Origin of the sequence: Enterococcus termitis, assembly GCF_001730305.1 — a bacterium.
Lineage (GTDB): Bacteria > Bacillota > Bacilli > Lactobacillales > Enterococcaceae > Enterococcus_L > Enterococcus_L termitis.
This window is the reverse complement of record NZ_MIJY01000034.1, coordinates 119,171-137,515: the sequence shown is the minus strand read 5'-3', so window position 1 is coordinate 137,515 and position 18,345 is coordinate 119,171. Positions and strand designations below refer to the sequence as shown.

Annotated in this window: 24 protein-coding genes; 18 read left to right on the top strand and 6 right to left on the bottom strand. The window is 33.7% G+C overall.

What is annotated here, in order from left to right; translation table 11 throughout:
- Window positions 1–113 precede the first annotated feature (113 nt).
- From BCR25_RS13040 to BCR25_RS20575, 4 genes are all read left to right on the top strand, one after another.
- Window positions 114–881 (top strand): hypothetical protein, encoded by a 768-nt coding sequence (locus BCR25_RS13040; RefSeq protein WP_069664024.1) that lies wholly within the window; start codon window positions 114–116, stop codon window positions 879–881.
- Between the two features lie 237 nt (window positions 882–1,118).
- Window positions 1,119–1,343, top strand: coding sequence for a hypothetical protein (locus BCR25_RS13035; protein WP_071879535.1), 225 nt, complete (start codon window positions 1,119–1,121; stop codon window positions 1,341–1,343).
- A gap of 194 nt (window positions 1,344–1,537) precedes the next feature.
- Window positions 1,538–2,599, top strand: a complete 1,062-nt coding sequence (locus BCR25_RS20580) for a DUF262 domain-containing protein (protein WP_211272509.1) — start codon at window positions 1,538–1,540, stop codon at window positions 2,597–2,599.
- Between the two features lie 6 nt (window positions 2,600–2,605).
- On the top strand, window positions 2,606–3,352 hold the full coding sequence (locus BCR25_RS20575; RefSeq protein ID WP_211272508.1) for an HNH endonuclease family protein: 747 nt from the start codon (window positions 2,606–2,608) through the stop codon (window positions 3,350–3,352).
- Window positions 3,353–3,431: 79 nt separating this feature from the next.
- Here BCR25_RS20575 and BCR25_RS13025 read toward each other — a convergent pair whose 3' ends face one another.
- The gene (locus BCR25_RS13025) at window positions 3,432–3,698 is read right to left on the bottom strand and encodes a hypothetical protein (RefSeq protein WP_069664022.1); all 267 of its coding nucleotides are present in this window, start codon (window positions 3,696–3,698) and stop codon (window positions 3,432–3,434) included.
- Window positions 3,699–4,681: 983 nt separating this feature from the next.
- On the opposite strand from BCR25_RS13025, the gene BCR25_RS13020 reads away from it, so the two are divergent.
- From BCR25_RS13020 to BCR25_RS13000, 5 genes are read left to right on the top strand one after another with little or no spacing between them, the layout of a single operon-like run.
- Entirely contained in the window at window positions 4,682–4,960 is a 279-nt protein-coding gene (locus BCR25_RS13020) for a hypothetical protein (RefSeq protein WP_069645108.1), read from the top strand.
- Window positions 4,957–5,322 carry a hypothetical protein gene (locus tag BCR25_RS13015; protein WP_069664021.1) on the top strand — a complete coding sequence of 122 codons (366 nt, stop codon included), beginning with the start codon at window positions 4,957–4,959 and terminating at the stop codon, window positions 5,320–5,322. Before BCR25_RS13020 ends, BCR25_RS13015 begins: the two co-directional genes overlap by 4 nt.
- Window positions 5,316–6,884 carry a hypothetical protein gene (locus tag BCR25_RS13010; protein WP_069664020.1) on the top strand — a complete coding sequence of 523 codons (1,569 nt, stop codon included), beginning with the start codon at window positions 5,316–5,318 and terminating at the stop codon, window positions 6,882–6,884. Before BCR25_RS13015 ends, BCR25_RS13010 begins: the two co-directional genes overlap by 7 nt.
- A gap of 2 nt (window positions 6,885–6,886) precedes the next feature.
- Window positions 6,887–7,453, top strand: a complete 567-nt coding sequence (locus BCR25_RS13005) for a hypothetical protein (RefSeq protein ID WP_069664019.1) — start codon at window positions 6,887–6,889, stop codon at window positions 7,451–7,453.
- Window positions 7,454–7,479: 26 nt separating this feature from the next.
- Window positions 7,480–7,920, top strand: a complete 441-nt coding sequence (locus BCR25_RS13000; RefSeq protein WP_069664018.1) for a hypothetical protein — start codon at window positions 7,480–7,482, stop codon at window positions 7,918–7,920.
- A 41-nt stretch (window positions 7,921–7,961) separates the two neighbouring features.
- Here the strand turns inward: BCR25_RS13000 and BCR25_RS20425 are convergent, their stop codons facing one another.
- Entirely contained in the window at window positions 7,962–8,117 is a 156-nt protein-coding gene (locus tag BCR25_RS20425) for a hypothetical protein (RefSeq protein WP_169819022.1), read from the bottom strand.
- A gap of 659 nt (window positions 8,118–8,776) precedes the next feature.
- Between BCR25_RS20425 and BCR25_RS12995 the strand changes: the two genes are divergently transcribed.
- On the top strand, window positions 8,777–9,142 hold the full coding sequence (locus tag BCR25_RS12995; protein WP_069664017.1) for a hypothetical protein: 366 nt from the start codon (window positions 8,777–8,779) through the stop codon (window positions 9,140–9,142).
- Between the two features lie 657 nt (window positions 9,143–9,799).
- On the opposite strand, the gene BCR25_RS12990 is transcribed toward BCR25_RS12995, so the two are convergent.
- From BCR25_RS12990 to BCR25_RS12975, 4 genes are read right to left on the bottom strand one after another with little or no spacing between them, the layout of a single operon-like run.
- Window positions 9,800–10,510, bottom strand: a complete 711-nt coding sequence (locus BCR25_RS12990; RefSeq protein ID WP_069664016.1) for a hypothetical protein — start codon at window positions 10,508–10,510, stop codon at window positions 9,800–9,802.
- Between the two features lie 59 nt (window positions 10,511–10,569).
- Window positions 10,570–12,120 (bottom strand): DUF4474 domain-containing protein, encoded by a 1,551-nt coding sequence (locus BCR25_RS20420; RefSeq protein WP_069664015.1) that lies wholly within the window; start codon window positions 12,118–12,120, stop codon window positions 10,570–10,572.
- Entirely contained in the window at window positions 12,111–12,473 is a 363-nt protein-coding gene (locus BCR25_RS12980; protein ID WP_083242682.1) for a hypothetical protein, read from the bottom strand. Before BCR25_RS12980 ends, BCR25_RS20420 begins: the two co-directional genes overlap by 10 nt.
- A 1-nt stretch (window position 12,474) precedes the next feature.
- The gene (locus tag BCR25_RS12975; protein WP_069664014.1) at window positions 12,475–12,738 is read right to left on the bottom strand and encodes a hypothetical protein; all 264 of its coding nucleotides are present in this window, start codon (window positions 12,736–12,738) and stop codon (window positions 12,475–12,477) included.
- A 786-nt stretch (window positions 12,739–13,524) separates the two neighbouring features.
- Here BCR25_RS12975 and BCR25_RS12970 point away from each other — a divergent pair.
- The 8 genes from BCR25_RS12970 (at window position 13,525) to BCR25_RS12940 (ending at window position 18,196) form a co-directional block, all read left to right on the top strand.
- Window positions 13,525–14,505, top strand: coding sequence for an aldo/keto reductase (locus tag BCR25_RS12970; protein WP_069664013.1), 981 nt, complete (start codon window positions 13,525–13,527; stop codon window positions 14,503–14,505).
- A 40-nt stretch (window positions 14,506–14,545) separates the two neighbouring features.
- The gene (locus BCR25_RS12965) at window positions 14,546–14,905 is read left to right on the top strand and encodes a nuclear transport factor 2 family protein (RefSeq protein ID WP_069664012.1); all 360 of its coding nucleotides are present in this window, start codon (window positions 14,546–14,548) and stop codon (window positions 14,903–14,905) included.
- Between the two features lie 164 nt (window positions 14,906–15,069).
- Window positions 15,070–15,717 (top strand): NAD(P)H-binding protein, encoded by a 648-nt coding sequence (locus tag BCR25_RS12960; protein WP_069664011.1) that lies wholly within the window; start codon window positions 15,070–15,072, stop codon window positions 15,715–15,717.
- A gap of 48 nt (window positions 15,718–15,765) precedes the next feature.
- Window positions 15,766–16,476, top strand: coding sequence for a flavodoxin (locus BCR25_RS12955; RefSeq protein WP_069664010.1), 711 nt, complete (start codon window positions 15,766–15,768; stop codon window positions 16,474–16,476).
- Between the two features lie 20 nt (window positions 16,477–16,496).
- Entirely contained in the window at window positions 16,497–17,189 is a 693-nt protein-coding gene (locus BCR25_RS12950; protein WP_069664009.1) for a flavodoxin, read from the top strand.
- Between the two features lie 90 nt (window positions 17,190–17,279).
- Entirely contained in the window at window positions 17,280–17,540 is a 261-nt protein-coding gene (locus BCR25_RS20845; protein WP_282956787.1) for an aldo/keto reductase, read from the top strand.
- Window positions 17,527–17,772 carry an aldo/keto reductase gene (locus BCR25_RS20840; protein ID WP_281247175.1) on the top strand — a complete coding sequence of 82 codons (246 nt, stop codon included), beginning with the start codon at window positions 17,527–17,529 and terminating at the stop codon, window positions 17,770–17,772. The genes BCR25_RS20845 and BCR25_RS20840 overlap by 14 nt, the downstream gene beginning before the upstream one ends.
- A 28-nt stretch (window positions 17,773–17,800) precedes the next feature.
- Complete coding sequence (locus BCR25_RS12940; protein ID WP_069664008.1) at window positions 17,801–18,196, top strand: hypothetical protein; 396 nt, start codon at window positions 17,801–17,803, stop codon at window positions 18,194–18,196.
- Window positions 18,197–18,345: the final 149 nt, after the last annotated feature.

The window sequence follows — 18,345 nt, the reverse complement described above, 5'->3', positions numbered from 1 at the left end:
TAACGGACATACAAATTGAAAGGATAGTCCTAAGAAAAGAGATATCTTATAAAAAATCAATATAGCTATTTTTTCTTACTCCTGGTATGATTAGATAAAAAGGAGAATTGAAATTGATTGAACCCATTTTAACTGCAATTAGCGCAATCATAACTTTAGTTACAACAATTTTAGGCGTTTTTGAAGAAAAGAAAGCTATAGAAAAGACAGAAAAATCAATAAATAATCAAGATCAAAAGTTTAACAATATAACAACGCAAGGTGATAATTCAGCTATAAATATTAATGCGACTCAAATTCAGCAATCAGTTGTTGTAAAAAATCATAAAGAATATAAAATAAAAGATGAGAAATTTAAGGAGAATCTTACAAGATTAAAAGGGTATAACAAATTCTTTTTAATAGTGTTTCCAGTAGTGATGTTTGTTTTAACTTATTTTAAGAAAATTGAATCAATTGATTACGCCATTCGTATTAGTATAATAGTTGTTTGTTCCTATTCAATTTCACTTTATTTGAGATATGTATATCAAAGATATATAAGAAAAATAAAAAATAGAGGTCATGAAGAAGATGTTCTAAGCAAAATAATAAGAGGGATTGAATTCTTTTTATTTCCTTTAATTATTTTTATGATATCTGTAATAAATGTAGGTGGCTCTATACTCCAAAGTTCTACAGAGACAAACAATTCGGATTCTATTTATATTTTAATAATTTTATATTTAATTTCAGCTTATGTAGAATCTTTAATATTTCAATTTGTAATAGGTAATAATATTTGGAAAATCTCATTTTTTATAAGAAGAATGTTTGTGGTCGTATTACTATTATTTTTTAGTTTTTTAATGTTGCTTCAACTGCTAATACAAGTTCTTTGATATGTAATTTTAACTCAACATGTCCAAATAGACATCAGTGGGATTGGAATAAAAGACCACCTAGACAAAAGGAGAATGGTAGAGATGAACAACCTGCATGATTAGATAATAAAAAGTTATACTGTAAACTTCAAAGAAAAGAAGATAACTTTAGAAGTAAGCAATGACATAAAGGAAAAACAAGTATTATTTCATAACATTTTTAGTTATCAATTTTACGATGAAATGTCGTATAGTGTGATTTTAGATTTAGAGGAAAGACCACTAGAAAAATTTTTCTCTGAAAATGAAGAGTTGTTACAGCTTGGAGAAAAAAAAGCATGGCCTATAATGTATGATTCCTTTGAGAAACTTGAAAATGAAATCAGAAATGCCAATGTAGCTTACCAAGTTTTATATTCTTCATATGAAATGAATGGATGGGTTTTAGCTGAGCGAGTAGAAATTATTGATGTTAAGTAACCTTTATTAACGGGTCTGCCAATAAAATAGTACAGAATTAAAATAGACAAACTAGAATTTAATAAACATTTTGAAGAACACCAAGGTAAATATGAATAGCTTATTTTAGAAATACTGCTTTTGGGGAAAGTTAATAATGTAGACTATTTCTCAGAATTTAAAATTGAAATTCATTGTATTGGAGAGGGCATAATATGGCGACAACAATTGAAGTGAATAAACAAAGCGTTAAACAACTTCTTGAAACAGGTAAAAATCAAAAATTTGTGATTCCAGAATATCAACGTCCTTATGCTTGGTCGGATGAACAAATTCAAACTTTATTTGATGATTTAGTAGAATATACAGAAAATAATAATGAGAGCACATACTTTTTAGGAACAATTGTGTCCTACGAAAATGATAATAATGAGCAAGAAATCATTGATGGTCAACAAAGAATCACATCATTATTTCTATTATTACGAGCATTATATGCTAAATTACAATCAATGCAAGAAACGGATGAATCAAAAAATTTCAAATCGCAAATTGAATCTGCACTTTGGGAACAGGATGAGCTTACGGCGAAAGTCGATTATGAAAAGACACTGATTATATCGAAAGTAATGGGAGATGAAGGGAATGAGATATTTTCAAAAATTTTAATAACAGGAAAAACAGAAGAAGGTGCGAAAGATAATTATTCATCTAATTATCAACTATTTGTCGAGTTAATTGAAAAATACGCTACGGTTCAGCCTGAATTGTTTTATTGGTTTATCAGAAATATTTTAAATAAAGCAATATTACTACCTATTACAGCAGACTCTCAAGATACAGCATTAACAATTTTTTCGACATTAAATGATCGTGGATTAGCTCTTTCTGATGCTGATATTTTCAAAGCGAAAATTTACAACCATTTAGATGGAAAAGGAAAAGCTGATTTCATTGAGTTTTGGCAAAGGCTGGATGAAGAAGCGAGCAATGCTAATGAAAGCATTCAAAAACTTTTCTATTACTATATGTTTTATTTAAGAGCTGTAGAAAATGATAGAAAAACAACAACCCCAGGGATTCGAAAGTATTATTCACAAAATAATTTTGAACGCTTATATCAAGATGATGTCATGGAAAATCTCAAGACGATTTTAAACTTATGGTTAGTAGTGAACAATCGTACTGAGATTGAAGATGAGCCTTGGTCTAAAAATATCGAGATTAATCAGGTTCTTGATGCACTAGCTTCCTATCCTAACGAGTTTTGGAAATAACCAGTTGTGATCTATTATTTGAAGTATCATACTGAAAAGAATTTTGAAATTGAGTTTTTAGCCTTCTTGAAGAGGTTATTCGCAGTTCTTTGTGCTCGTTATATTGTTACACCAACAATTAATGCTGTAAAAAGTGGCATTTTAAATTTGAATGCTGAAATTATTAAATCGGTGACACCAAAATTTGATTTTAGTGAAATTGATGAAAAGGAACTGAAAGATAATATCAGAGATGCCCATCGTAATACAGTTCGTATGATTTTAAAAGTTTTAGCTTATCAACATCAAGACGTGTTACTTCCAGAAAAATGGGAAATTGAGCATATTTTACCTCAAAAATGGCAATCAAGTTATTTTCCAAAAAATTCTGATACAGAAGTGAAAGAACTAGTAGAGCATATCGGGAACAAGATTCCATTTGAAAAGAAATTAAATATTATCGCAAGTAATGGCTATTTTATGAAAAAGAAAGACAGCTATGATAAATCGAACGTTCAAATCTTACTTGAACTAGCAAAAGATAATACGGATTGGGGGCTTGATGAAATTCGTGAACGTGATATTCGCATTTCAGACGAGTTGTTTAGTTTGCTAAGTGAATGGGGATTGAATCAAGTGGATGAATGTGAGCCTGTAGTAAAACTTATCACTATTCCAGAAGAACGTATAACAGCCTACAAACAGTTTATTCAAATGTTTAATTTTGAAGATAACAATGAAAGCCGAGATCAATTTTTAACTATCTCTCATTAATAATAAAAATCAATTGATTGAAATGGATGAAGTTCTTCAATCAATTGATCTTTTTTTACTTAATATTAAATTAGAGTTATCATTTTTTCCCTCGCTGAACCATCCTAGCTACAATCTCCTCACTCTCTTTCAATACCTCCTCAAAATCCCCAGCAAAAACCTGATACAACTGCTGACAAGAATAATACCGCATCCGCATATCCTTCTTATTCCTCGTAACCTTCCCATCAAAAAACTCATCCAAATAAACCAACGACTTCTGCCAAGACCGAAGCTTGATCAACTCACTCCGCACATCCAAAATATCCTGATAAGGTACCGCCTTCAAATTCTGTTCTTTACTCATCACTACACATCCATTCCTAGTTTTTTGAAAAACCAACAGGAAAATAAAAAACGATCAGACCTATCTGTGCCTCATCGTGTGCAATAGTTCGCCAAAGAACACATGAAATCGCCAAAAAGATGAAAGAATCCAGCAAAGAGACTAGTAAAATCAATCAAAATTAAGTACAATAAAACATGCGAGTACTTCGGTACGCGCTATCGGCAACTCGATTATGCAGTTACTGCTGCTTATTCGGGGCCTTGCAACTTGATGCCAGTCAGGTTGTAAGGTGCCGTTTTTTATTTTTCTATTTTTAAACTTGTACATCGTTACGTTTCGTTATCACCACCATCAATAAAAATCAGACCTAGAATAGAAACAAAAAAGGCATTGGCGCAATGTCCAATACCTGAATAAGTCAATAGTACCTTAAAGAAACCTAGCAATCCTTTCTAGTGGTAGCTCAAAAAGAGATACGACAAAAAAGCTAGTGATTCATTTACTATTGGCATACTTGCGTAGACATTTACTGATGTTTTCAAGACCATTTCCATTCGGTGCCAGCCAAACAAAAAGGTGCCAAGGATTAAATTGTCATAAAGTTGAGTGATGTTCTGAATCAGGACTTACTCAGCTTTTTTATTTCCATTCTATACACTAAGTATAAATAACTTGATCGCGAGAATCAAGGCGAACAGAGAAAAAAAGCGAACAAAAATTCGGATTTATTGTAAGCTGCCATTTTTTTCATTTATAAAATGGATTTAATTTGTGATGCAATGTTTCAGAACTTTTGCATCATAGAAATATTTCATCAACTAACATAAAAAAGAACACTTCTTCATAGAATAGCTGATAAGTTTTGTACCATTAGATACTAAGGTGTAATTAAGTTGTTGTCATTAGGCATTAGATTTGGTAGACTTTTATTATATAAACAGACTTTATGTAATTATATGGATACATTTATTTCGGATAATATCTATAAAAGGAGTTTTTTTATGACAGGAAAAATAGCATCAAGTACAGCAGCAGCTCAAAATGCTGTAACCAAATTAACTGGAAAAAATGTAGATTTATCTAAAAAGGCAATCAGTTTTTCTGGAAGTACTGTATCCAGCATGACAGACGGATTGACAATTGCCAATCAAATTGTCGGTGAAGTGAGTAGTCTTGCAGAGTGCGTTTGGTCCCAAGCAGAAAAATTCCCTCAAATTGCAGAAATGATGGAGTATCAAGATCGCCAAGCTGCTCACCAAATGGGGGGTGTCGTCTATTGACAAAGGATAAGCAAAAAATAGAAGCTGATAAAATTGTGTTAAGCAAGCAAATTCGAGAAAACGAGCAAATTTCAGAGGATTTGAAGAGAGAGCAACGGAAGTGGCAGGAGCAGTTAGAAGCAAGTAAGTGGCAAATGAAACAACAGACTGATCAAATCGCTTCATTATATCAAGAACTTGCCCATTTTGGTGATAAGACGGCTTACTATAACCAAGAGGATGCTCAGGATATTTACAAAACGGTTCAAGCTGTCTTTCGTTCTCAGGAAGAATCTATAGAATCTGCGTATAGAAAATCTAACAAACAATTAGAAGAGACTAACGAACTTTTGTATAAAGAGCGAGGGGCGTTAGAATGGTAAAATATATAAGTGCAGATTCCACAGCTTTGATTCAAGGTTTAACGACGAGTATAGCTACTGCAAAAGGCGTTACAGGACAACTGAAATCAGGTAGTCAACATTTGATTCAGTCAGTGGATGGTGAACAATTGTCTGGGGCTGCTTACACAGCAGGGAAAGGCTTATTCCAAGACTTGATTCTTCCAACCGTTGAACGTGTAGATAATGCAGTTGAGGCAATAAAAGAAGAACTCAGCAGTTATCAAGCAGCCGACGGACTAGTGAATAAATGGGCTGTTATTGATGAACAGGTGCAAAATGAATTAATTCAATCGTTTCAACGCCAAATTTCAGTGATTAATTTTCAAATTCAATGCTCAAATAAATTAGGATTACTGGGAAAACTAGCTAAAGGTGCTTTAGAAGCTTTAGTTCACGATAACCAACAATTAGAGCAAGCGCGCTCTAATTTGGAAGATAAAGTAAAGAAAGAGCAAGAAAAATTAGAAGCTTTAGCTAATTTTCAATCAGAAACAAATGGCTTGTTTCGTGATTCATTGACGCAATTAAAGATTGGCATGCAGGCAATAGAAGTGTTAGGGCTAATGACTGTGAATCCTAAAACAGGAGCGTATGCTTTTCCAGAAGGTTTTGATTCTTCGTGGTTAACATCGGTAAAATCAACGAGTGTAACCGCAACAAGAAAACAGGTTGCTCTAGAAAACGGGATGGACGAACTCCAGTTACCGAAAGCAGCTCGGAAATACTATCAAGAAATTATGAAAGAGGCATTGAAGAATGTCCCTGCTGATAAATGGGCAGCAGCTATCAATGAGTTGAATCAGTTATTATTGTTTGATGATGACGGGAATATATTGAGAGTATTACCTGTGAATATGGGTGCAGGTAACGGAGTCATTATCTTAAAAAATGGCGTAAATGATGCAGAATTAACCGCTCAAGCTAACAAAGAATTGAATGCTCAACAAAGAGAACTTTTAAATCAATCTCTGTTACAATTAGCTACAGGAGTAACTACAGCACTTGGAGGACTTGGGATAACTGGACTAAGTTTAGGAGGAACTTATTTTTCTGGAGGAACGCTTGCCTTAACTGGCATCACACAAGCAGGAGTCGTAGCAGGTACAGCAACCACAGGAGCTGGTGTGGCAATAGTTTCGGATGCTATCAGTAAAATGGGTGTGGAAACAGGTTCTGTTAGTTATAGTTTTGCAAATAATTACGGAAATCGTCAACAATCTCTATATCCAAATGGAAAATATGTTTCTAGTCCAAAACATACACCTAATGGCAAGGGCGGTTGGGGTTCTGAAATGGATTTAGGAGCAGATGAGGCTCAGAAAGTTTTGAACGAATCTCAACAAGTTGGGAAACAAAAATATGGATTAAAAGATGGGCAAATCTATGAATTTCAACCTGATGGTTCAGGCGGATGGCATGGATATAAAATAAAAGGAACAGAACTGACCGATAAAAAAGGTGGAGCTGATGTATTGAGAAACTGGTTAAAAGAAGGGAAAATCAATAATTCTCAATATAATAAATTGAGAAGAGGAAAATAGATATGAAAAATTTGAAAATAGAATTAGAAAGTAAAGTCAATCCATATAAAGATGACCCATCTGAACTTTTAGAATTATGGGGGAAATTTGCTATACACTATGAAAATGAGACGTTACTTAATTTAGAGTGGGATGTAGCTAGTTTTATCGAATGGTTTGCAGAGAAAAAGGAATACCTAAAAGTGGAAATATTCCCATTTTCGTTTACAAATTCAATAGCTGAATCTAGAAAGTTATTGTTTGATAAAATTGATGATTTTTCAAATTTGCAAGAACAGTTTGCTTATGAGGATCAGTTGACTGATTATTTTATGAATCATCATTTTCATCTAAGGGGAACCACAACACCAGATTTTTATATAGGTTTATCGCCAAATGGTTGTGGAGAAATATCTTATTACGATAATGAAAAATACTACGTCTATTCATTTGATATGGATAGGTTTCTAGAGGAAACAGACAAAGAAATTAAACAGTTTTTATCTACAATGACTGTGAACAACGAAAATAAAGAGTATTTTCAAGAGACTCTAGCTGAGTACTATTCTTATATGAAATCAAATAATTAATGTTTGAATTGTTGAGGACATAGCAAATGAAAGATAAATTGAAAAGTCTTATTAATAAAAGTGTTGTTAAAAGTAGTGCAGGTGGTGCAGCAGGATCAATTTTATTTATAGAATTTGAAGATACTTCATATCTGTTTATCTGGTGTACATGGAGAATTGAGGATGAAGAAAACGTAGTTGTTACTTCTTCTGATACTATTTTACCAACGGAAAGTAATAGTAGTCCAAATGGTTTTATAGGTGAAAAATCACCTATTCTTGAAGGTAGAAAGTTAATTAATTTCAACTTAACGCCGCAGTATGATTTAGAAATGCTCTTTGATGATGAATATAAATTGCGTATTTTTTGTGACATAGGTCATTCTAGAGAAAATTATAATATTAATTGGGAATTAAACATACCTACAGAAAATATTTCCATAGAAATTAATAATCATTTTGAAGAACACAAGGCTCAATACGAATAGTAGATAAATGTCAATAAAGTAGACACAAACAGAGCGGATACTTAGTGAGAATCAAAGTATTTATCCTCCATTTCATTTGGTGCAGGAGGGTTAAACGCTTGCTTCAAATGATTTGGGCGTTTCAAAGAAGCCTGACCAGTGGTCGGTTTAAATACAGGTTTTACTGTAGACATTTTAGGTAAGTTCATAGTGCTCATTAGGCGATAAGCTCGGCCAATGCTAATAGAAATGCCATAGTCACGTAGAAGCATGCGTCGTACTTGGACCTACTCGTTTTTTAGAGGTTGTATAGATTTCTAAGATAGTCTTTCTCAACTGTTGATTTAGGAGCAATTTTTCCAGAAAAACATTTGTAGTAAGTCGAACGATTAACTTTAAGAACCCTACAAAGCGTAACAACAGAGTGTTCATGACGTAAAATACGAATCGTATTTAGTCGTTCGTTGAGCTTGGCATGAATATGGTAATCACTTGTTTTAATATTAAATTTTCCTCTTCTAGCTGAAGGTTTCTTTTCTGTAACTGCTTGGTCTGTCGAGCCGTGAGGATCGTATCATCATCAATTTTAACTTCAGAATATTGATTCATCCAGCGAGCTACGGAGGACAGGGCGATTCCATATTAATTAGCTAAAGCGTTTTGTGATTTGCCACCTTCATAAAGTTTCACGATTGATTTTTGAACTCTTCATTAAATTTTCGTGGAGATTTACGTTTGTCGACCATAATCAAAATCTCTTTCTCAAATAATGTCTAATTAATTAATAGTATATTAAAAAAACTGTCTACTTTATTAGCATACATGCAACTGTAAAGAAGAGTAGAGATATTAATAAAAAGAGGAGTGCTGAATAATTATGAATAATGAATTTTCAGAAGAAGAAAAAATAAAATATTTTGACGAAATATGCGAAAAGTACTATCGAAAAAATTTTAGTTTAACATCAAAATCAGAGATGGATTTACTAATGTTCAAATTTTTCTATCAAAATAAACTTAAAAGAAAAAAAAGTGGTGATTTCAATGCAGATTCAGATTATCTTTTAAGTAAAGAGTTGGGTATAACGCAAAGCAGAGTAAGAAATCTCAAAATAAAAAAAGAACTTGTGTATCCTGAACAGAATTATGATTGGAAAGAACAATCTTTAAATTTAATAAGTTTTGCTCAATATGATGAGCAAACTAGAAAAATAATAATGAATATACCAGACCCTAATTTATAAATTGAAAATCATATTGAACGAAGAGGACTATTTATAGAAAAGCAACTCAATTCTAAATTACTACAAGTTAGAGTGGAATACTTTATTGAGTTGGTTATTTCATTGGATGAAAACATATTCAGGATTGTAGCTTTCTAGAATGTTTTTTGCTAGTTCAACGGTTTTAGGATCTCTTTTCTGTCTTGCCATATTCTCGCATCCTTTCATTTTTATTTTATCTGAATTTCCTTTACACGAAAAGAAAAACTGTATAAGCAGCTTATCTAGAATTAGCTACTTACACAGTTTATTTTACACTCTCTGTTTTGTGGTTGTGCCATTATTTGTGTACCCGTCATTTAATTACCCGCTTACGAATAAAGATGCGGAATGAATGATTTAATTACTTCGATTGAGCTTTCAACTGATTATGCATAGTGCAGAAAGCCATTGAATAAACAGTTTTAGCTTGATTTAATCTGTACATTATATCGATTATTGAAAGAAGTAACGAATAAGGTATTTTATTTTTTAGCAATCACAGTGAGGTGAGGTACAGTATTCTTAAAATTTGTCCTAATCAAAGTATTTATTTCAAGATTAATTTGTGGTGAGTAAATCTGCGAGCTTTTTAAATATCAGGATAAACTGAGAGTTACATTTTAACTAAGTTAAGAGCTACTCATTTTCTCCATTATAATATTTTGAACGTAACCATTTTTCTTCTGGTTGCGGTTGGTTATAATCTAGCCCATCTTGTACATCTTTAAGAACTTCTTCATAGGTTATTTCTGCATTGAATCCTTTTGAGTTAACATATGCAACACTAAAGATTTCTTTCTTATCAGCATATATAAATAGACCGAAATTCTGAGATTGTTCGGTTATTAATTTTTGATAAAATGGATAAATAATATCTGCATAATACTCAGCATTTTGATTATCTTTAAGTATGATAAAAAAGGTATATTCTGTTTGGTATTTTTTGAAATATTCATCTACAGAGAGGGATAAGTCATTTTTAGCATGACCTGCGCCTTCTAAATCTATAAAAAATTTTTCAAATGGTTCATCTTTAAATAGTGGTTCTACTGCTTCACGTGTTTTTTTTGTATAGAAAGTTTGTGAGTATGTGTCACTTGTTCCTGCTACTCCTGAACCTAAAACATCACCTAAACTACTCTTTTTTTCTTGGGGTAGTACAATTTCTGCTTCTAAACCTTCTTCATCTTTAAATTTTGTTTGAAAGTATTTTATATTTTTAGACGATTCAAGTTTGCCTTCACCGACAAGTGTGAATTTTTTATCGTATTTTTTTTCAAGAAAGTTTAATACTGCTTTTTCTGCTTCGTTCTTATTCTTATAATTTTGTGCTGTATCTTCCTTCATAGAACATCCTCCTACTATTATAATTGAACTGATGAGAGTAAGGCGTTTGAAAATTTGTTTTAATCTTTCCATGTATAGATCACCTTGTTTCTTATAATTTGGACATTAGTGAATGAGCCATTAGCTTTAAGTTGTTGGAAAGTTTCATTTCGTAAATTTGCATCATCGATATAAAGCTCTCCTTTAGTATAAATATTTGATTTTGTATATCCTGGATAGTCTGCTGTGGTATTTAGATTCCAATAAGCACCTTCTGGGGCGTATTTATTAGTATCGTTTGGGTCAGTTATTTTTCTATTAGTTGTCTCATTATAAAGAGAATTGACCATTCGTATTCTATCCTCAGGAGCCGCAACAGGTACCCAATCACTTTGTCCTAAGGTGTCTGCAAAGCTATTTTGCATATTTTGTACAACATCATTAGGATTATAAACATACCATCCTTGTTCACCGCCGACCATTGTTCCACCACCGTATGTACCTTTCCAAACTTGAAAACGATACTCTTTTCCGTTGTGGAAAAACTGAATAACTTCTGTATCTAAATCCATACCAAGCAATGGACCTGCCTCATCATAAATATCCGCAAAACCAAACAAACTTTGAAGAGAATCCTGTTTGGTATAAAAATGTTTTCCTTCTTCATCATAACTGAAGCCAAAGGCAGACCAACCACCACCAACAATATCTTGAAGCTCAGCTAATTTTTTCAAGGCTTCATTTGTTATGCCTTCTGCATTAGACATCTTATCTAAGTAGCCAGGGAGAGTTAATAGTGCAGTTTTTAGAGCTTCTGCTTGCGCCGGAGTCAATTTACCCTGCACAAAGAGTTTCAACCATTCTTGTAATTTAGCTTCATCAACATCTTTGATTGTACCATCACTATCATAAGCTAAAAGCTCATCTAGTGCACTATCGTAAGCATTTCTTTCTAAGTCTGAATTAGATTTTAGTTCCGTAAACCAGCTTTTATCTGTTCCGGCAGGCAATTTATACGTACCATCACTATTAATTGTTGTATTGTTTAATATTAAAATACCTTGCATCGCTAGTTTCATATCACTTAAGCTAGTACTAAATAAGCCATTCGTTTGAGAAGAAAAATCATGCAATTTTTGTAATTTTTTCGTTAACTCATCAATATCTTGTTGGAATCTTTCTGATATTTGATTTAAATTTCTTTGAGCATCAAATAAGGCATCTAACAGGCTTGCTACAGGGTTACGCATTGTTTGATATTTCACAAAATAAGACGTCGCATCTACAGATGCTTTCATTGCTTTCTTTATCGCAATCTGTTGACTTAGTGAATCTTCATCCAAATACCCTTCGTTTGAAATAGAGGAATCTGCTGTTGTATATTTTTGTAATTCTTGCTCAATAGTATCAATTGCCGTTGTGACACGTGTAATGGTAGGAATAATTAAATCGCTAAATAATCCTTTTCCCGCGGTATACGCCGCACCTGCTAACGTGTGTCCATCCACTGCTGAAACAACTCTTTGGCTTCCACTTTTCAATTGACTAGTGGCTTCTTTTCCGCTAGCTAAATTTTTAGATAAAGCATTCATTAATTCACTAGATTCAGTACTTGAATAAATTAGTCCCAAGAAATTTCACTCCTCTTCTTGTAAAGTGTTTCTCGTTCATCATCCAACACCTTCGTTTCTTTTTTATAAGCCAAAGCAATTTGCTCGTTTGATTCTTGTAGCTTTTGCTGAATAATGTGAGATTGTTCTTCATTTTTTCTTAGTTCCCATAAATTTTGAGTATTTCCGTATCGTGCTTGTTCTTCATTTAACTCAGAGAGTTGCCGAAAGCCTCTGTGAAGGTCAGCTTCTAGTTCAGAAAGCACACTTTCTATTTTCCGCTTTTCATTGGCTAAATCATCCATTTGATTTTCTTTTTTTCTGATTTTTTGATTATAGACTTTCTGCTCTTGTTCTGGATTGTTCTTTTCCAATCTAGTCACTTCCTTCAAATTTAATCTGACTATCTCTAAGTGCAATTAGTTCTGCAATTTTTGGGAATTTTTCACTTTGTTTTTTGACACACTCTACTAATTCAGAAAAATCGGTTAATAATTGATTATTTATCTCTATACCTGTTTTCATGCTGGATATGGTACTTTTTCCTAAAGAAACTTGTTGTCCTTTTTGAACAGCAATTGAGGTAATTCCTACAATTGCTGCACCCGCTGATGACGTACTTGAAGCAATTTTGCCCATTGTACACACTCCTTCTAGTATCTATACTTCATTTTACTACAAATTGATATTAAATTTCAATAAGTAAAAAACAAATAACAAAATATAAGTAATTGAGAGCTTTGTTATTTTCTTCTTGTATTATGGACGTTTTTATTCTTTTAATTGTGTAGAGTGAATAGCTTTATTGTCATTAAATTTTATTTTATTACTTTTTAGAAGTTTCTATTTTGATGTTTTCAGGCTATTATTTTGTGAGCTATTGTTCTGTGTATGTATGTTGTATTTGCGCTACATAGAAAAAGTGACAGAAGTGGCTTGTAGGTTGATGAGTAATTGAGGTTCTTCTCCAAGTTAACCTTGAGGGACAAGTTAGATCATTCTACTTATTTGCACCAATAAGATCTAAGTCAGAAATACTTACCAAACGTTCGTCCACGAAAGTCATGTTTTATACACCGAAACTTACGCTGGTTGACTTCAAAATCAATAAAATGCATTGGAATATTTAAATTTCCTAATTACCTAAAATCCTTAATATGACTGATATTTCAATCTATCTCAATCAAAAATTGGTATTGGAAGGGTCTGTCGGCTAGTAACAAAATAAAAGCTAGGAATGCCTATCTAGCAGCGTTCCTAGCTTTTTCTAATGCTCAAAACTTGAGTATTTTACATTTCTTATGGCTATGCAAATCTAAACTACAAGCTCAATTTCAAACTAAACAAAAAACTAGCTTTCGCTTGCCTTGAAGTGCACTTCATACTGTATGCTTCACATAAACAAAACAATGGAGGTGCGTTCAAATGAATGAACGAAAACTTGGAAAAGATTTATCTGTTTCAGAAATTGGGCTTGGAACTATGGGAATGAGCTATGCTTATGGTGAAATACCTGACAAAGCACAAATGGTAAAAGTCTTGCGGGAATCTGTTGAGTTAGGAGAACGTTTTTTTGATACTGCAGAAGTGTATGGACCATTCACCAATGAGGAACTGCTGGGAGAAGCTTTAGCTCCCTATAAGGACAAGGTGACGATTGCAACAAAGGGTGGTATCAAAATCATCAATGGGAAACAAGTAGTAGATGGTCGACCAGAAGAACTCATTAAATCAGTGGAAGGTTCATTAAAGCGTTTGAATATTGAAGCGATTGATTTGTATTATTTGCACCGAGTTGATCCTAATGTTCCTATTGAAGAAGTAGCTCTAACAATGCAAAAATTAATCAAGGCAGGTAAGGTGAAGCACTGGGGACTTTCAGAAGCAGGAGTAAAAACGATTCGAAAAGCGCATGCTATTGAGCCATTGACTGCTGTAGAAAGTGAATATTCTTTATGGACAAGAGAGCCAGAAATCGAATTGATACCAACATTAGAAGAACTAAAGATTGGATTTGTGCCATTTAGTCCATTAGGGAAAGGATTTTTAACCGGGAAAATTACAACAGAGACGAAGTTCGATGTTGGCGATGGCCGCAATGCGTTGCCGCGCTTTCAAAAGGAAGCGATGATAGCCAATCAAAAGCTAGTAGAAGTGATTGAGGAATTCGCTACTAGAAGGAATGCTACACCAGCACAAATTTCATTAGCTTGGCTGCTTGCTCAAAAATCATGGATTGTTCCGATTCCCGGCACGACAAAAATAAATCGTGTGAAAGAAAATATGGATGCTGCGACAATTCATTTATCAATGGAAGAAGTGACTGCTTTGACAAAGGCAGCTGATCAAATTCAAATTATCGGCAATCGTTATACACCAGAATTAGCAAAACGAGTAGGCTTGTAAGGTGAACATATGATAATGATGAAAAGAGAGAAGGAATTGTATGGAAAATGTAGAAGATCTATCTAAAAAAATCTGGCAAGGATTAAAAGAAATGGATTCCACTGCTCTAAAAGAGTACATCCATTCAGAGCCAATTTTCGTGCATATGGGCGTGACCTTAACGAGGGATGAAGAAATTGAAGTGATAAAATCTGAGAGAATTATTTATAAAGATGTTGTATTTGAGGAGCATACTATTCATCCGTTCGATTCAGTGATTGTTCTGTTAAACAAAGTGAAACTCACGGCAATAGTAGGTGGAGAAGAGGTTATAAATCCTTTTGTAGTGACAGAAGTTTATACGGAAAACAAGGATAAGTTGGAACTAATCTCATTTTCTTATACACGTATCAACTATTGATAAATAGCGAAGAGGACAGTTTTATTAGGCTGTTCTTTTTTTGTAGATCAGATATGAAGTTTATCAAAGCTTAAGGTGAAAAACGATTAAGATTATTTTTACTTGCCTTAAAGTCCACTTCATAGTTTATGCTTTTATCATAGAAAAAGAAAAGAGGAGAAAAGATGAAGATATTAATCTTAGGTGCTGCGGGACAAATTTCGAAAATGATTGAACGTAACCAGATTCTAGAAACAGAAAATGAGCTGGTTCTATATGCAAGAAATGCAGCTAAAAGAATTACTCCACTTGATTCAGAAAGAGAACAAACGGTAGATGGAGATTTTTCAAATCGTTCATCTTTGACAAAAGCGATGCAGGGAGTTGAAGCTGTTTATCTAAATGATATGGGGGATCCCAAAGCAATTACGACGATTTTAGAAATTATGGAAGAAACTGGCGTAAAAAGGATTATTAGTGCTACAGTTTTAGGTATTTATGATGAAGTTTCAGGCGCATTTGGTCGCTGGAATCAACAAATGTTAGGCAATAGCCGCCGTTACCAAGACCAAAAAGATTCTGCTAAATTAATTGAAGAATCTGGAGTTGACTATACACTCTTACGATTAACTTGGTTGTATAACGAGCAAGGAAACGAGGACTATGCATATACGCTGAAAGGAGAACCTTTTGTGGGTGCCGAAGTAACGAGACAAGCAGTTGCTCGATTAGTCAGTGATATCTTGGCAGCTAAAGATAATCAGTTCTCTAATCAAAGTCTTGGGGTATACGAGCCTGGTTCTGAAAAATTAGCGAAACCGTCATTTTACTGATCAATTGGCTAATGAATAGTATATTCAACTTGAAAAGGAGTTATGTGAATGAAGTGGATAATAATAATTAGCAGTTTCGCTGTAAGCTTGCTTCTCACAGGATGTCAACTAAATGAAAGAAGTGAAGAAAGTTCCATGTTGAATAATCGTTCAGATAGTAGTAATGTAGCAAGTCGTTCTGGAAATAATTTACCACTCAAAGAAACCGAATATGGGAGGGAGGCCATTTCAGATGGAAACGATACGAACGCCAATGAAGAAGCTACCAGAATTTTAACAGAAGAGGCAACAAGTATAATCATTTACTTTTCCAGAAGTGGGAACACAGAAAATCTCGCTAGAATGATTCATAACCAAAATGGTGCGGATATGTTGGAATTATCAGTCGTAAATCCTTATCCAGCTGATTATGAAGCTTCTGTCGATCGTGCGAATGAAGAAAGAGAGAATCAGGAGTTTCCAGAAATCAGTACAGATATTCCAGATTTGTCACAATATGACACGATTTATTTAGGGTATCAAATTTGGGCAATGACACTATCTAATCCGATGATGTCTTTTCTACTAACAAACGGAACAAACTTATCGAATAAAACGATTTATCCATTCTCTACAAATGCAGGATATGGTGAGGGAGATTCATTAACTAAAATTTCTGAGTTGGTTGCGAATGCAAAACTAGCGGAAAGTTTAAGTATACAGGATGAAGAATTGTTAGCGAATCAAGAAAAGGTAGCTGCTTGGATGAATAAAAATTAAAAATAATAAGGAGAGAATCTATGAAAAAAAACATTATTCTATTGAGTGTGATGATTAGCTTCATTTTATCTGGCTGTCAGTCCGATCAAGCCAACAATTCTTTGACAACTCTCGATACGAATCAACCATCGGAAGTATCGGCAGAGGTTTCAATGGATAAAGAGTACGGCAATGTTTTAGTCGCCTATTTTTCTGAACCAGAATCAGATGGTATGGATGCAGTTGCTGGTGCGAGCCGAGTGACTGAAGCTGGCGAAATTTTAGGGAATACAGAGCAAGTTGCAACCTGGATTGCAAGAAGCATCAAAAGTGATATGTATCAGATTGAAAGTGTGGATGACTATCCGGGAGATCATGATGAATTAGTGGATCAAGCGGAAAAGGAAAAAGCAGAAAATATGCGTCCGAAGCTGAAAGCTTCCATAGAAAATCTGGAAAATTACGATACAATTTTTATTGGCTATCCTATCTGGTGGTCAGATTTGCCGATGCCAGTATATAGTTTTTTTGAAGAAGAGGATTTCTCAGGAAAAACAATCATTTTATTTTCTACACATGGTGGCAGTGGTTTTGCAAATACCGAGGAGATTATTCGTGGTTTAGAACCAGATGCAACCGTTGAGTTAAGCAGCTTTACTGTTTCGAGAAATGATGTGAGCCAGTCGCAAGCCTTGGTTCAAGAATGGTTAGCAAATTTTGAGGGAACCAAGTAATTCAAGAAACATATAAAAAATTTTTTTCTTACTATGAAGTGAATTTCATACTTTATAACAGACCTTGATGTGTATGGCGCATGGCGGGCGATGGAAGAGCTACAGGAGGCAGGAAAAATTCGTGCAATTGGGATTTCCAATTTTGGTGTAGATCGAGCGATTGATTTAGCTGAGTTTAATCAAGTGACTCCTCAAGTGAATCAAATAGAAATCAATCTATTCCAGCAACAAACAGCGAATATTGCTGCTTTGAAAGAAGAAGGCATAATGCCGGAAGCTTGGGCACCTTTTGCAGAAGGAAAAAATGACATTTTTCATAATGAAGTTTTAACAGAAATTGGAAAAAAATAATAAATCCGTTGCCCAAGTGATTGTTCGCTGGTTAGTTGAACAAGAGATTATTGTTTTAGCTAAATCTGTGAACGCAGAAAGAGTGGCTCAAAATATCGATGTTTTTGATTTTTCATTAACAGCTGAAGACAAAGAACAGATTTCCAAGTTAAATGTTGGTGAAAGTCAATTTTTCTCACATTCTGATCCTCAAATGATCAAATGGATGGCTAGCCGTAAAATAGATATTTAATTCATAAAAGGAAATGAAGGAAGCAGCTATGAGCGGAAAATCAAAAAAGGCAGAATCTAAAATGAAGCTATACTTGACCATGGGTGATGTTACTTCAGAGATTGAAATAAATAAAGAGGTCAAAAAAATTTCTACAAAAGAGCCGTTGTCTGTTCCTTTACAGTTTCAAAAAAGTATAGACAAGACATGTTATTTTTCTGAAAGAATAGATCTCGTTATTCAAGCCCTTTTCAAAGAATATTCGACTGAGGGAGACGTTAGCTATTTTCCGTACTTTCAATCAATTGGTATGACACTTGAAGATGAAGAAAAAACATTAGGAGTCATTCGCTATAAGCTTGGAAGCATCAAAAATAATTTATGGAAACTGCAACAGTTGAGAATACAGGAGAAAGTTACAATAATTATGGTTTATCAAGCATAAAAGAAGATAGAATAGTATTGGTTACTCAAATAAACGGAATAGATATAAAGTAAACGCTAGAAATGCTCTCATATAGAGTGTAATATTAACTGTGTAAGTAACCACTAATCCTAGGTAGGTGGTTGCTTCACAGTTTTTATTTTTTAAAA